The organism is Streptomyces laurentii, assembly GCF_040635425.1.
Classification (GTDB): domain Bacteria; phylum Actinomycetota; class Actinomycetes; order Streptomycetales; family Streptomycetaceae; genus Streptomyces; species Streptomyces laurentii.
The window spans coordinates 22,891-36,856 of the sequence record NZ_JBEYHT010000041.1 but is presented as its reverse complement, the minus strand read 5'-3'; the positions used below and the strand labels follow the sequence as shown (position 1 = coordinate 36,856).

The following is a 13,966-nucleotide window of genomic DNA, read 5'->3' as shown; positions in this document are numbered from 1 at the left end:
TTGATGGCTGTTGTCGCCCTTCCGTTCCGCCGTCTCGCGCGCACCGGTCACCGGCCCGCCCGAACGGTGGTCTCTGCCAGAGGTCTTGACAACCCAATTGGTCTGGACCAACTTGTTCCGCGCACCTCCCCTCCCCCATCCCCCATCGGAGGCAGCACGTGGAGCGCACCACCCGAGCCGCGCTGGCGCTCGCCGTCAGCGCCGGGCTCTCCCTCGCCGGCACGGTCGCCGTGACCGGCACCGCCCAGGCCGCCGCCGGCGACATCAACGTCGCCAAGAACGCCGGTTTCGAGAACGGTCTCGCCGGCTGGTCCTGTGCCGGCGGCACCGGCACCGCCGTCTCGTCACCCGTCCGCACCGGCACCGGCGCCCTGCGCGCCACGCCGGCCGGTGCGAACAACGCCGAGTGCGTCCAGACCGTGGCCGTGAAGCCCGGCTCGACGTACACGCTGAGCGCGTGGGTGCAGGGCGGGTACGCCTACCTCGGCGCCCGCGGCACCGGCACCACCGACGTGTCCACCTGGACGCCGGACAGCGGCGCCTGGAAGCAGCTGACGACCACCTTCACCGCCGGCCCGTCCACCACGTCCGTGCAGGTCTACACGCACGGGTGGTACGGCACGGCCGCCTACTCCGTCGACGACGTGAACGTCTTCGGCCCCGACGGCGGCGGCGGTACGGACCCGGGTCCGTCGATCCCGGGCGCGCCGGCCGGGCTCGCCGCGGGCACCGTGACCTCGTCCTCGGTCGACCTCACCTGGGGCGCGGTCTCCGGCGCGACGGGCTACAAGGTGTACCGCGACGGCGCCCTCGCGACCACCGTGAGCGGCACCTCGGCCACCGTCTCCGGGCTGACCGCGAACACCTCGTACCAGTTCCAGGTGAGCGCCACCAACGCGGCGGGCGAGTCCCCCAAGTCGGCGGCGGTGCCGGCGAGGACGTCGGACACGGGCACCCCGCCCAACCCCGGCCCGGCCGTGCCCAAGCACGCGGTCACCGGCTACTGGCAGAACTTCGACAACGGCGCCACCGTGCAGAAGCTGCGCGACGTGCCGTCCTCGTACGACATCATCGCGGTCTCCTTCGCCGAGTCGACGACCACCCCGGGCCGGATCGGCTTCACCCTCGACCCGGCCGTCGGCTACGCGTCGACCGCCGACTTCAAGGCCGACATCGCGGCCAAGAAGGCGGCCGGCAAGTCGGTGATCCTGTCCGTGGGCGGCGAGTTGGGCAACGTCACCATCAACAGCGACGCGACCGCGGCCGCGTTCGCCGACAGCGCGTACGGCCTGATGCAGGAGTACGGCTTCAACGGCGTCGACATCGACCTGGAGCACGGCGTCAACGCGACCTACCTGTCGAAGGCGTTGCGCCGGCTGTCGGCCAAGGCGGGCTCCGGCATGGTCCTGACGATGGCGCCGCAGACGCTCGACATGCAGTCGACCGGCACCGAGTACTTCAAGACCGCGCTCGCCGTGAAGGACATCCTCACGGTGGTCAACACCCAGTACTACAACAGCGGTGCGATGCTCGGCTGCGACGGCAAGGTGTACAGCCAGGGCTCGGTGGACTTCCTCACCGCGCTCGCCTGCATCCAGCTCGAAGGCGGCCTGGACGCCTCCCAGGTCGGCATCGGCGTGCCCGCCTCGTCGCGCGGCGCGGGCAGCGGCTACGTCGACCCGTCGGTCGTGAAGAACGCCCTCGACTGCCTGGCCAGGACCACGAGTTGCGGCTCCTTCAAGCCGTCGCGGACCTACCCGGGCATCCGCGGTGCGATGACCTGGTCGACGAACTGGGACGCGACGGCCGGGAACGCCTGGTCGAACGCGGTCGGCCCGTACGTCCACGCCCTCCCGTAACTCCCGTAACTCCCGTAGATCCGCCCCTTCGCTCCCCCGGGGGAACCCCACACTCCCCCGGGGGCCCACCTCGAAGCGCCGCCGCTCCCCCGGCGGCGCTTCGGGTTTCCCGGGGATACGGGCGGGGCGGCTCAGCCCAGGACGGCGAGCGCGTCGATCTCGATGAGCAGCCCCTTGGGCAGGCCGACGTAGACCGTGGTGCGGGCCGCGGCGGGGGCGGTGAGGCCCTGCTCCTCGAAGTACGCGTCGTAGATCTCGTTCATCTCGGCGAAGTGGGCGACGTCGGTGAGGTAGACGCGCATCATCATCACGTCGTCCCAGCTCGCGCCGCCCTCCTCCAGGATCGCCTTGACGTTGGCGAAGGTCTGGAGGGTCTGCTCGCGCAGCGTCGGACCGGCCGTCACCGGCGGCTGCCCGGCGACTGCGGGCAGGAAGCCGACCTGACCGGCGACCTGGAGGATGTTCCCCTTCTTCACCCCGTGCGAGAACCGGGCGGGCGGGGCGGTGTGGGTGGCGGGGGTGAGCGCGATCTTCTCGGTCATGCGTCGTCCTTCGGGGTGTCCGTGACTTGCGGGGCTTGCGGGGCTTGCGGGGCTTGCGGGGCTTCCAGGTCGTGCGGGGTCCCGTTGAGGGTGTGCGCGCCCGAGTACTCGGCGCTGATGTCCTCGGCCGTCCGCCGCACCAGCGGGAGCAGGGCGAGGAGTTCGTCCGCCGTGACGACCACGTTGGGCGCCGAGACCGACATCGCGGCGACGACCCGGCCGTCGGCGCCGCGGATCGGCGCGGCGACGCAGTTGATGGACTCCTCGTGGCCGCCGAGGTCGGTGGCCCAGCCCTGCGCGCGTACGGTCGCCAGCTCCGTGAGGAAGGCGGCGGCGTCCGGCGTCGAACGGGACGTGTAGCGCGGGTAGTCGAGCCGGGCGGCCAGCGCCCGCCGCTCGGGCTCGGGCAGGTCGGCGAGGAGCAGCTTGGCGACGGCGGCGACGGTGACCGCGACGGGCTTGCCGATCCGGGAGTACATCCGCACCGGGTAGCGGCTCTCGACCTTGTCGATGTAGAGGACCTCGCCCTCCTCGCGGACCGCGAGGTGCACGGTGTGCCCGGTCCGCTCGTTGAGCGCGGCGAGGTGGGGGTGGGCGATCTCGCGGACGTCGAGGTTCTCGACGGCTTCCTGCGCGAGCGCGAACAGCCCGGCGCCGAGCCGGTAGCGCTGGTCCCGCTGCCGGTAGACGAGGCCGTGCTCGCGCAGGGTGCGCAGCAGCCGCAGCGCGGTCGACTTGTGGACGCCGAGCCGCCCGGCGACCTGCCCGAGATCGGCGGGTCCCCGCGCGAGCAGCGGCAGGATGCTGAGCGCGCGGTCGACGGTCTGGCTCATGACGTACGTACCTCCTGATCGTCCCCCGTCCAGCCGGGGCCGAGACGCAGTCTCTCCCAGGCGCGGTCGTCGAGCGCCGCCAGCCGGTCGGTGCGGGCGCGCCGGGCGGGGACGGCGACGTCGCCGGGGACGGTGAGCGCGGCGGCGGCCGTCAGATGCCCGAGCCGGACGCGGGACTTCGGGTCGAGCCCGCGCAGGGTGCCGGACAGGAACCCGGCGGCGAAGGCGTCCCCGGCCCCGACGGGCGCGACGATGTCGACGCGCGGGGCGCGGACGTGCAGCGCGGTGCCGAACGGATCCACCGCGGCGGTGCCATCCGGATCGGCGGGCGTGGTGCCGTCCGCAGGGTGCGAGCCCGGCCCGCGGTCCGGCCCGCGGTCGAAGACGACGGCTCCGCCCCGCCCGAGCTTGACCACGAGGAGCCGCGGCCCGTCGAGCGCCTCGGCGATGGCGCCGACGCTCGTCAACCCCCACAGCTCGCGCGCCTCGTCCGCGCCGACGAAGACGAGGTCGGCGCCGCGCGCGAGGTCGCGCAGCACCCGGCCGGCCTCCGTCCGGTCGTGCCACAGCCGGGGCCGGAAGTTGACGTCGAAGGAGACCAGCGGCGGGCGGCCGGGCCGCCGGGCGAGGAGGCCGCGTACGAGGTCGAGGCAGGAGGCGGACAGCGCGGGGGTGATGCCGGTCAGGTGGAGGATCCGGCCGTCGGTGACGCTGTCGTACGGGACGTTCGCGGGCCCCATCGCGGAGGCGGCCGACCCGGCCCGGTAGTACGCGACCTCGTGCGCGGCGCCGGCCCGGTCGGTGGCGGTGCGGAAGTAGACGCCGGTGGGCCGGCCGGGGTCGCGGACGACGGCGGAGACGTCGACCCCGTACGCCCCGATCGCCTCGGTCAGGTGGTCGCCGAAGCCGTCGCGGCCGACCCGCCCCACCCAGCGGGCGCGGTGTCCCAGGGCGGCGAGGGCGCAGGCGACGTTGGACTCGGCGCCGCCGATGCCCCGGTCGAAGGAGGGAACGTCGGCGAGGCGGCCCGGCCGGGTGGGCAGAAAGGTCACCATGGACTCGCCGAGGCAGACGACGTCGGGCGGCGGGGTGCCGGTCACCTGCGGGCTCCTTCGCGCGGGAGGACGGGACGACGCGGGTCCATTGACCCGGCGTCGGGCCGGATGTTAGACAATCGTGAGCGGTACACGCAACGGGCGTTGCAGACAATGCAACGACTGATCCGCCCCGTCGAGGAGGAACCTTCGTGCCGGACCTGGCCAGCGAGCGCGTCGACCACCGTTTCAAAGCGCTGCCGCCCGACGCCGAGGGCCTGACCGTCGGCGAACTCGCCGCCCAACGCCGCAATCTCTTCACCGGCGGCTTCACCACCCCCGTCCTCGCGCTCTCCGCCGAGTCCGTCGCGCACAACCTGCGCCTCCTGGAGGAGTACGCCGAGCGCCACGGCCTCGCGTTCGCACCGCACGGCAAGACCTCCATGGCGCCGCAGCTGTTCGACCGCCAGATCGCGCACGGCGCCTGGGGCATCACCGCCGCCGTCCCCCACCAGGTCCGCGTCTACCGCGCCCACGGCGTCGCCCGGATCTTCCTCGCCAACGAGGTCGTCGACCCCGTCGCGCTGCGCTGGATCGCCGCCGAACTCGACGCCGACCCCGGCTTCCGGCTGGTCTGTTACGTCGACTCGGTGCGCGGTGCCGAGCTGATGGACCAGGCCCTGACCGAGGCCGGCGCGCGCCGCGCCCTGGACGTCGTCGTCGAGCTGGGCGCCGGCGACGGGGCCCGCACCGGTGCCCGTACCGAGGCCGACTGCGCCGCCGTCGCCGACGCGGTCGCCGCCACCCGCACCCTCCGGCTCGTCGGCGTGGCCGGCTACGAGGGCGAGGTGCCCGACGGCGACCCGGAGCGGGTCCGGGCCTGGCTGCGCCGGCTGACCGCGCTGGCCGCCGGCTTCGACAAGGCGGGCCGCTTCGGCGCGGACGTCGAGGAGATCGTGGTCAGCGCGGGCGGCAGCGCCTGGTTCGACGCGGTCGCGGAGGTCTTCGCCGACCTCCCCGGTCTCTCCCGCCCGGTCCTGAAGCTGCTGCGCTCCGGCGCGTACGTCTCCCACGACGACGGCCAGTACCGCGAGAAGACCCCCTTCAACCGGATCCCGGAGGAGGGCGCGCTCCAGCCGGCGTTCCGGCTCTGGTCGCAGGTCGTCTCCCGGCCCACCGGCGCGCAGGCGTTCACCAACGCGGGCAAGCGCGACGCGGCCCACGACCTCCACCTGCCCGAGGCCCAGGTCGTCCGCGACGCCCGCACCGGCGCGATCCGCCCGGCCGACGGCATCACCGTCACCGGCCTCTCCGACCAGCACGCGTGGGTGCGGACGGAGGAGGGCGCCGAGCTGGAGGTCGGCGACTGGGTCGGGATGGGCCTGTCCCACCCGTGCACGTCCTTCGACAAGTGGCAGCTGATCCCGCTGGTCGAGGCGGACGGCACGGTCGTCGACTACATCCGCACCTTCTTCTGATCGGGAGGAGCCCCAGGTGGATCTCGTCTTCCAGGACGCCGAGGTCGTCGACGGCACCGGCGCGCCCTCCTACCGCGCCGACGTCGCGCTCGACGGCGGCCGGATCGCCGCGATCGTCAAGGAGGGCGCCGCGGCCGGCTGCCAGCGTCCGACCGCCCGCCGGGTGATCGACGCCGAGGGGCTCGTCCTCGCCCCCGGCTTCATCGACATGCACGCCCACAGCGACCTCGCGCTGCTGCGCGACCCGGACCACGGCGCGAAGGCCGCGCAGGGCGTGACCCTCGAAGTCCTGGGCCAGGACGGCCTGTCATATGCCCCGGCCGACGACCGCACGCTCGGCGAGATACGGGCGGCGATCGCGGGCTGGAACGGCGACGCGGGCGACGTCGACCTCGACTGGCGTACGGTCGGCGGCTACCTGGACCGCCTCGACACCGCCCACGGCGGCCGGGGCATCGCCGTCAACGCCGCGTATCTGATCCCCCAGGGCACGGTCCGGATGTACGCCATGGGCTGGGCGGACCGGCCCGCGACCGGCGCCGAGCTCGACCGGATGCGCGCGCTCGTCGCCGAGGGCCTGGAGCAGGGCGCCGTCGGCCTGTCCTCGGGCCTCACCTACGCCCCCGGCATGTACGCGCCGGACGCCGAACTCACCGCGCTCTGCCGGGTCGTGGCCCGCTACGGCGGCTACTACTGCCCGCACCACCGCTCCTACGGCGCGGGCGCGCTGACCGCGTACGAGGAGATGGTGCGGCTGACCCGCGAGGCGGGCTGCGCGCTCCATCTCGCCCACGCCACCATGAACTTCGGCGTGAACAAGGGCCGGGCGGGCGAGCTGCTCGCGCTGCTCGACGAGGCGCTGGCGGCGGGCGCGGACATCACCCTCGACACGTACCCGTACACCCCCGGCTGTACGACCCTGGCGGCCGTGCTGCCGAGCTGGGCGCACGAGGGCGGACCGGAGGCGCTGCTCGCGCGGCTGCGGGACGACGCGACGGCCGAACGCATCCGGCACCACCTGGAGGTCACCGGCTCCGACGGCTGCCACGGTGTGCCGATGGACTGGGACACGATCGAGATCTCCGGCGTGACGGACCCGGCCCTCGCGGACGCGGTGGGCCGGCGCCTCGACGGCTGGCCGGCGGCCCGTCGGCTGCTGCTCGCGGACCGGCTCGGGCCGACGATCCTGCAGCACGTGGGCCACGAGGAGAACGTCCGCGCGATCATGCGGCACCCGGCGCACACGGGCGGCTCCGACGGCATCCTCCAGGGCGCCAAGCCGCACCCGCGCGCGTACGGCACGTTCCCGGAGTACCTGGGGCGCTACGTCCGCGACGAGGGCGTGCTGTCCCTGGAGGAGTGCGTGGCCCACCTGACCTCACGCCCGGCGGCCCGTCTCCGGCTCCCGGACCGGGGACGGGTGCGCGAGGGGTACGTCGCCGACCTCGTCCTCTTCGACCCGGCGACGGTCGCCTCCGGCGCCACCTACGCCCACCCGCGCACCCTGCCGACGGGCATCCCGCACGTGCTGGTGGCGGGCGAGTTCGTCATCGAGGACGGCCGCCGCACACAGGCACTTCCAGGGCGCGCGATCCGGCGTACGCCGGTCGCGTAGAGGCGCGCACGAAGCCCGCGCCCGCCCGTACGGGTGAAGGCTTGCCCTCCGGCCGGCGGGTGGGCGGTAGCGTCGGCCGTCGCCTCGGACTCGCACGCGGACACCGACCGCATCGTGAAGCGCGAGCGGTACGCCGAGTACCGCGCCCCGCTCTACCTCGTCGTGGACCGGCAGGAGAAGAGCGTGACCGTGTACTCCGAGCCCGGCGGGCTCGGCTACACGCGCGTGGACGGCCCGCACCCCTTCGGGGCCCGGGTCCGGTTGCCCGAGCCCTTCGGCCTGGACCTCGACACCGCCGACCTGGTCTGACGCGGCCCCGTTCCCGCCCCCGGTCAGTGCCGGTCCGCCGGCCGGCGCGGCACCGTGCACGGGCCCGGGATCGCGGCGGGCGAGGACGCGTCGAGCGGGGCGACGCGCGGCAGGAGGAGACCCACCGTCAGGGCGAGGGCGGCGAGAACGAAGCCGTACCAGGGGGTGTGCCCGGAGGGGGCCGTCTCGTAGGTCAGCGCGCCGCACAGCACCGCCAGGAACCAGCCCAGCCGCCCGTCCCACGCGACCGCCGCGACCACGCACGTCCCCCACAGCAGGTACCAGGGCTGCACCATCGGCGACAGCGCGACCAGCACCAGCAGCGAGATCCCGAGCCCGAGGAGCACGTCGATCCGGCCCCGCCACGCGCGCCACGCCACGACGGCGATGACCGCGACGGCCGCCGCCAGGCCCAGTTGCCGCACCACGCCCTTCACCGGATCGGGGTCGTCCGCGACGAGCAGTCCGAGGCCGAGACCGAGGTCGCTGGTCGCGGACAGGGCGGTGTGGATGGTGGCGGCGACGCTCTGGGTACGCAGCCAGCCGAAGCCGGTCCCGGCGAGCAGCGTCGCCCCGGCGGAGACCGCGGCGGCCACCGCCCCGGGCAGCACGAGCCCGCGCGCCACTCCCGCGGCCCCGCCGCGCCGCCGGGCGACCAGGACGCCGATGAAGAGCAGTCCGAGCGCCGCCGGCGACTTCACCATCACCGCGAGACCGACGACGGCGCTGCCCGCCACCCACCGCCCGCGCACCGCGAGCAGCACACCGGCCAGCAGCAGGCCGATCATGAGCCCGTCGTTGTGCGTCCCGGCGACGACGTGGACGAGGAGCAGCGGGTTGAGCGCGGCGAGCCACAGCGCACCGGGCCCGCCGCCCAGCCCCCGTACCGCCCAGACGATCAGGGCCAAGGCCCCAAGGGCGATCAGCCGCATGCCGAGGACGGCGGGCACGACCGAGCCGCCGGTCAGTTTCACCACCGCCTCGGCGAGGACGAGGAAGGCCGGTCCGTACGGGGCGGGGGTGTCCGTCCAGTGGCCGCCGACGGACGCGGCGGCGTCGAACCCCAGCTCACCGGGGGTGAGCACAGCGGGCCCGGCCCCGTACACGTCGTGGCCTTCGAGGACCATCGCGCCCTGGGCGATGTAGCTGTAGACGTCGGCGCTGTGCAGCGGCGGGGCGAGCACGAGCGGCCCGGCCCACAGCCCGAGGGTCGTCAGGGTCCCGCCCCGGGAACCCGGGTCCCCGGCGCGCAGCAGCCGCCCGTACTGCCACCAGGCGGCGAGCAGCAGGGTCAGTCCGAGGTACGCGAGGATCGCGCCGGCCGTCGTGGCCGCGGGCCCGTGCGGCTGCCACAGGCCGGCCCCGCCGCGTACGGGCAGGGCTCCGGCGGTCCAGCCGCCGGCGGTGACGGCGAGCGAACCGGCCGCGCCGAGCCACCGGCATCCGGCGGCGGAGAAAACCCACATGACGGGACAACCTACCTGCGGCCCGCCCGCCCCCGCGGTCCCGGGGCGGACTCGCCTATCCCCGCTTCTTCCGGATGCCGGGCGCGGAGCCGGACTTCCCCGGGTACTGGGTGGCCGGCGCGGTCGCGGTCGCACCGGGCGGGACGGCGGCGGGCGACGACGGTACGTCGGTGGTGGCGGACGGCCGCGCGGTCGCGGGGCGGGCGGTACCGGTCGCGCCGAGCGCCGGCGCGGAAGGCGTGGCGGTGCCGGGGTCCTTCCCGGGCGACGGCGCGCGGTCCTGCTTGATCAGCGCGGGCATCCCTGGCCGTCCGCCGTCGTCCACCGCGGGCGGGCGCGGTGCCGGTCCGGAGTCGAGCGAGGTGACGGCGGCGAGAACACCGACCGCGACGACGGCGCCGCTGCCGATCACCCACAGCGGTCCGGGCCCCCGGCGCTTCGTCGCGTGCCGGCGCCGGCCCCGCTCCCGTCCCGTTTCCCGTGCTTGCTCCCGGCCCTCGCCGCGGCGTCGTCTCGGAGGCTCGCCGCCCCCCGTGTCGTACTGGCTCACAAGCCGTGATTGTAGGGAGCACGACAGGATGCGCGACATCGCCACACCCACGCCTCCTCCCCCGCCTCCCTCCGGGCGACGTGTCCCAGAACACGGCGCGCCGCGCCCCGCACCGCCGTAAGCTCGCGTCATGCAGGTGATCCAGTCCACGAAGCTCGCCAACGTCTGTTACGAAATCCGGGGCCCGGTCCTCGAAGAGGCGATGCGGCTGGAGGCGGCGGGGCACCGCATCCTCAAGCTCAACACCGGTAACCCGGCCGCCTTCGGTTTCGAGTGCCCGCCCGCCATCCTCGAGGACATGCTGCGCAACCTCTCCGGCGCGCACGGCTACGGCGACGCGAAGGGGCTGCTGTCCGCGCGGCGCGCGGTGATGAGCCACTACGAGACCAAGGGCGTCCCGCTGTCGATAGAGGACATCTATCTCGGCAACGGCGTCTCCGAGCTGATCCAGATGTCCATGCAGGCGCTGCTCGACGACGGCGACGAGGTGCTGGTCCCGGCGCCGGACTATCCACTGTGGACGGCGTCGGTGTCGCTCGCGGGCGGTACGGCCGTGCACTACCGCTGCGACGAGCAGGCGGACTGGATGCCGGACCTGGAGGACATCGAGCGGAAGATCACCGACCGCACCAAGGCGATCGTGATCATCAACCCGAACAACCCGACCGGCGCCGTCTACGACGACGAGATGCTGCGGGCGCTCACCGACATCGCCCGCCGCCACCAGCTGGTGGTCTGCTCGGACGAGATCTACGACAAGATCCTCTACGACGGCGCGACGCACACCCCGACCGCCGCGATCGCCCCCGACCTGATGGTGCTGACCTTCAACGGGATGAGCAAGAACTACCGGGTGGCGGGCTTCCGCTCCGGCTGGCTCGCGGTCTGCGGTCCGAAGGCGCACGCCTCCTCGTACATCGAGGGCCTGACGATCCTCGCCAACATGCGGCTGTGCGCCAACATGCCGGCGCAGCACGCGGTGGCCGCCGCGCTCCAGGGGCGGCAGTCGATCGACGAGCTGGTGCAGCCGGGCGGCCGGCTGCTCGAACAGCGGGACACGGCGTACGAGCTGCTGACCCGGATCCCGGGCGTGACGTGTGTGAAGCCGAGGGGCGCGCTGTATCTGTTCCCGCGCCTCGACCCGAACGTCTACAAGATCAAGGACGACCGGCAGATGGTCCTGGACCTGCTGCGGGCCGAGAAGATCATGGTGGTGCACGGGACGGGCTTCAACTGGCACGAGCCGGACCACTTCCGGATCGTGACACTGCCCGCCGCGGTGGATCTGGCGGACGCGGTCACCCGGATCGGAACCTTCCTGGACGGCTACAGCCAGCGCTGATCCCGCTCGCGTCACACCACCCCGCACCCCATTTCGGACATGGCTCAACTTTAGACGGAATCCAAGCTAGGATGCTCTCAGAGCAACCGGGCAGGAGGCCGCCGCATGTACGAACCGATCCGCGCCAAGTCGGTCCACCGGACGGCCGACGAGTCCTACGACCGGCTCGACTTCCCGCACCGCTCGCGTGAGGAAGAGCTGGACATCCAGCTCGCCGGACACCTCGCCGCCCTGCTCGCCGTCACCGACGAGCTGGGCGACCACGCGGCCGGCGAGCTGATCGCCCGGCAGGTCGCGCGGCTGCGCGGCACCCCTCCGGCGCGGCACGCGGGACTGAGCGGCGCGCCCGCCGGAGCACTGCACCGCAAGGCGCACGCCCTCGCGGGCCGGGCGCTGGTGGTCGCGGCCTCCCGGGCCGACACGACCGCCGCGATCCTCGCCGCCGAGCGCATGGACGCGCACACCGCGGCGCTCGCCGGGGACTCCCTGGTCGGCGCCCCCTGATCGGCCCCGGTCCGCGCTGCGCCGACGCAGCGCGGACCGGGCGCCACCCATCGCGTTCCCCACGCGAGGTCAGGGCGTGACCGGGGCGGTCCGCTCCCCGCGCGGCACCGTCGACTGGAAAGCGGCGTCGACGACGGCACATCGCGGCGCCCCGCCCGCGCGCACCGCGCGGAACGGCCACGAACACGGAACGCGCGCGAACCGGACGCGGACATGCGCCGACCCCCGGAGCCGTGAGGGGGCTCCGGGGGTCGTTCGCGTCGTGACGGGCCGTCGTGACCCCACTGGTCAGGGCGGAAATCGGGGCAACCCGCCACGAGTTCTCAGGGTGCCGCTGCCGCCGTGAGCCCGGCGGCAGCGGTCACGGGGCTCAGCCCAGGCGCTCGACGAGCGCGTTGTACTGGTCCCACAGCTCCTTCGGCGTGTGCTCGCCGAAGGTCTCCAGGTGCGCCGGAACCAGACCGGCCTCCTCGCGCCACACGTCCTTGTCGACGGTGAGCAGGAAGTCCAGGTCCTCGTCGGACAGGTCCAGGCCCTCGGTGTCCAGGGCGTCCTTCGTCGGCAGGACGCCGATGGGGGTCTCGACACCCTCGGCCTTGCCGTTGAGGCGCTCGACGATCCACTTCAGGACACGGCTGTTCTCGCCGAAGCCGGGCCAGACGAACTTGCCGGCGTCGTTCTTGCGGAACCAGTTGACGTAGTAGATCTTCGGCAGCTTGGCGGCGTCCGCCGACTCGCCGATCTTGATCCAGTGCGCCATGTAGTCGCCCATGTTGTAGCCGCAGAACGGCAGCATGGCGAACGGGTCGCGGCGCAGCTCGCCGACCTTGCCCTCGGCGGCGGCGGTCTTCTCGGAGGCCACGTTGGCACCGAGGTAGACGCCGTGATTCCAGTCGAAGGACTCGGTCACCAGCGGCACGGCGGAGGCGCGGCGGCCACCGAAGAGGATCGCCGAGATCGGCACACCCTTCGGGTCCTCCCACTCCGGGGCGATGATCGGGCACTGCGAGGCCGGGACGGTGAAGCGCGAGTTCGGGTGGGCGGCCGGGGTCCCGGACTCCGGGGTCCAGTCGTTGCCCTTCCAGTCGATGAGGTGCTTGGGCAGCTCTTCGGTCATGCCCTCCCACCACACGTCGCCGTCGTCGGTGAGCGCGACGTTCGTGAAGACGGAGTTGCCCCACATGGTCTTCATGGCGTTGGCGTTGGTGTGCTCGCCGGTGCCGGGCGCGACGCCGAAGAAGCCGGCCTCGGGGTTGATCGCGTAGAGGCGGCCGTCCTCACCGAAGCGCATCCAGGCGATGTCGTCGCCGATGGTCTCCACGGTCCAGCCGGGGATGGTCGGCTCGAGCATGGCGAGGTTGGTCTTGCCGCAGGCCGACGGGAAGGCGGCGGCGACGTACTTGGCCTCGCCCTGCGGCGGGGTCAGCTTGAGGATGAGCATGTGCTCGGCCAGCCAGCCCTCGTCGCGCGCCATGACGGACGCGATGCGCAGCGCGTAGCACTTCTTGCCGAGCAGGGCGTTGCCGCCGTAGCCCGAGCCGTACGACCAGATCTCACGGCTCTCGGGGAAGTGCGAGATGTACTTGGTGGTGTTGCACGGCCACGGCACGTCCTCCTGGCCCTCCGCGAGCGGGGCGCCGAGGGTGTGGACGGCCTTCACGAAGAAGCCGTCGGTGCCGAGCTCGTCGAGGACGGCCTGGCCCATGCGGGTCATGGTGCGCATGGAGACCGCGACGTACGCGGAGTCGGTGATCTCGACGCCGATGGCGGAGAGCGGGGAGCCGACCGGGCCCATGCAGAAGGGCACGACGTACATGGTGCGGCCCTTCATGGAGCCGCGGAAGATGCCCTGGTCGCCCGCGAAGAGCTCACGCATCTCCGCCGGGGCCATCCAGTTGTTCGTCGGACCCGCGTCCTCCTCCTTCTCGGAGCAGATGTAGGTCCGGTCCTCGACGCGCGCGACGTCGGTCGGGTCGGAGGCGGCGTAGTACGAGTTCGGGCGCTTGACCGGGTCGAGCTTCTTGAAGGTCCCCTTGGCGACGAGCTCCTCGGCGAGACGCTCGTACTCCGCCTCGGACCCGTCGCACCAGACGACGCGGTCGGGCTGGGTGATCTCGGCGATCTGGTCGACCCAGGAGATCAGCTCCTGGTGCTGGGTGGGGACGGTGGAGGGAGCCGCGTTGTCGCGCGCCACGATTGCTCCTTGAAGAGGGGTTTTCAGATGTCATGCCCCTTGGGGGCTGCGACCCGGATGCTTCGTAGCGCTCATCCGGTGCCGACCGCACTCATTTGATCATCCGACGCTTCCGCCCATATGTCCAGGGGGCCTCACACGTGAGCATCGCCACTCGTTGCTCACCGCAACCACCTGCCGCACCCGTCGTTCCCGCGCGTGTTCCCCCGGATTCCGGCTCGTTCGCGCGCGTACGAGGCG

The 13,966-nt window shown here is 73.1% G+C and carries 11 protein-coding genes and 1 pseudogene; 6 read left to right on the top strand and 6 right to left on the bottom strand.

The window, feature by feature from the left end:
• The first annotated feature begins 158 nt into the window (after positions 1–158).
• Complete coding sequence (locus ABZ693_RS23585; protein ID WP_359880581.1) at positions 159–1,859, top strand: chitinase; 1,701 nt, start codon at positions 159–161, stop codon at positions 1,857–1,859.
• Between the two features lie 131 nt (positions 1,860–1,990).
• On the opposite strand, the gene ABZ693_RS23580 is transcribed toward ABZ693_RS23585, so the two are convergent.
• Genes ABZ693_RS23580 through ABZ693_RS23570 form a run of 3 tightly spaced genes read right to left on the bottom strand, consistent with a single transcriptional unit; the run spans position 1,991 to position 4,334 of the window.
• Positions 1,991–2,401 (bottom strand): RidA family protein, encoded by a 411-nt coding sequence (locus ABZ693_RS23580; RefSeq protein WP_359880579.1) that lies wholly within the window; start codon positions 2,399–2,401, stop codon positions 1,991–1,993.
• Positions 2,398–3,234 carry an IclR family transcriptional regulator gene (locus tag ABZ693_RS23575; protein ID WP_359880578.1) on the bottom strand — a complete coding sequence of 279 codons (837 nt, stop codon included), beginning with the start codon at positions 3,232–3,234 and terminating at the stop codon, positions 2,398–2,400. Before ABZ693_RS23575 ends, ABZ693_RS23580 begins: the two co-directional genes overlap by 4 nt.
• The gene (locus ABZ693_RS23570; protein ID WP_359880576.1) at positions 3,231–4,334 is read right to left on the bottom strand and encodes a sugar kinase; all 1,104 of its coding nucleotides are present in this window, start codon (positions 4,332–4,334) and stop codon (positions 3,231–3,233) included. Before ABZ693_RS23570 ends, ABZ693_RS23575 begins: the two co-directional genes overlap by 4 nt.
• A gap of 146 nt (positions 4,335–4,480) precedes the next feature.
• Between ABZ693_RS23570 and ABZ693_RS23565 the strand changes: the two genes are divergently transcribed.
• The 3 genes and pseudogenes from ABZ693_RS23565 to ABZ693_RS23555 form a co-directional block, all read left to right on the top strand.
• Positions 4,481–5,746 (top strand): alanine racemase, encoded by a 1,266-nt coding sequence (locus ABZ693_RS23565; RefSeq protein WP_359880573.1) that lies wholly within the window; start codon positions 4,481–4,483, stop codon positions 5,744–5,746.
• Positions 5,747–5,762: 16 nt separating this feature from the next.
• A complete protein-coding gene (locus ABZ693_RS23560) occupies positions 5,763–7,361 on the top strand; it encodes an N-acyl-D-amino-acid deacylase family protein (RefSeq protein WP_359880571.1) in 1,599 nt (532 codons plus the stop codon).
• Positions 7,362–7,439: 78 nt separating this feature from the next.
• A pseudogene (locus ABZ693_RS23555) lies at positions 7,440–7,670 on the top strand (Uma2 family endonuclease); the annotation flags it as partial.
• A gap of 23 nt (positions 7,671–7,693) precedes the next feature.
• On the opposite strand, the gene mptB reads toward ABZ693_RS23555, so the two are convergent.
• Positions 7,694–9,136, bottom strand: a complete 1,443-nt coding sequence (gene mptB, locus ABZ693_RS23550) for a polyprenol phosphomannose-dependent alpha 1,6 mannosyltransferase MptB (RefSeq protein ID WP_359880570.1) — start codon at positions 9,134–9,136, stop codon at positions 7,694–7,696.
• Between the two features lie 55 nt (positions 9,137–9,191).
• Complete coding sequence (locus ABZ693_RS23545; RefSeq protein WP_359880567.1) at positions 9,192–9,686, bottom strand: hypothetical protein; 495 nt, start codon at positions 9,684–9,686, stop codon at positions 9,192–9,194.
• Between the two features lie 130 nt (positions 9,687–9,816).
• On the opposite strand from ABZ693_RS23545, the gene ABZ693_RS23540 reads away from it, so the two are divergent.
• Both ABZ693_RS23540 and ABZ693_RS23535 read left to right on the top strand, forming a co-directional pair.
• Positions 9,817–11,028 (top strand): pyridoxal phosphate-dependent aminotransferase, encoded by a 1,212-nt coding sequence (locus ABZ693_RS23540; RefSeq protein ID WP_359880564.1) that lies wholly within the window; start codon positions 9,817–9,819, stop codon positions 11,026–11,028.
• 105 nt (positions 11,029–11,133) lie between these two features.
• Complete coding sequence (locus ABZ693_RS23535; protein ID WP_359880562.1) at positions 11,134–11,532, top strand: SCO4983 family protein; 399 nt, start codon at positions 11,134–11,136, stop codon at positions 11,530–11,532.
• A gap of 370 nt (positions 11,533–11,902) precedes the next feature.
• Here the strand turns inward: ABZ693_RS23535 and ABZ693_RS23530 are convergent, their stop codons facing one another.
• On the bottom strand, positions 11,903–13,726 hold the full coding sequence (locus tag ABZ693_RS23530; protein ID WP_359880559.1) for a phosphoenolpyruvate carboxykinase (GTP): 1,824 nt from the start codon (positions 13,724–13,726) through the stop codon (positions 11,903–11,905).
• Positions 13,727–13,966 lie beyond the last annotated feature (240 nt).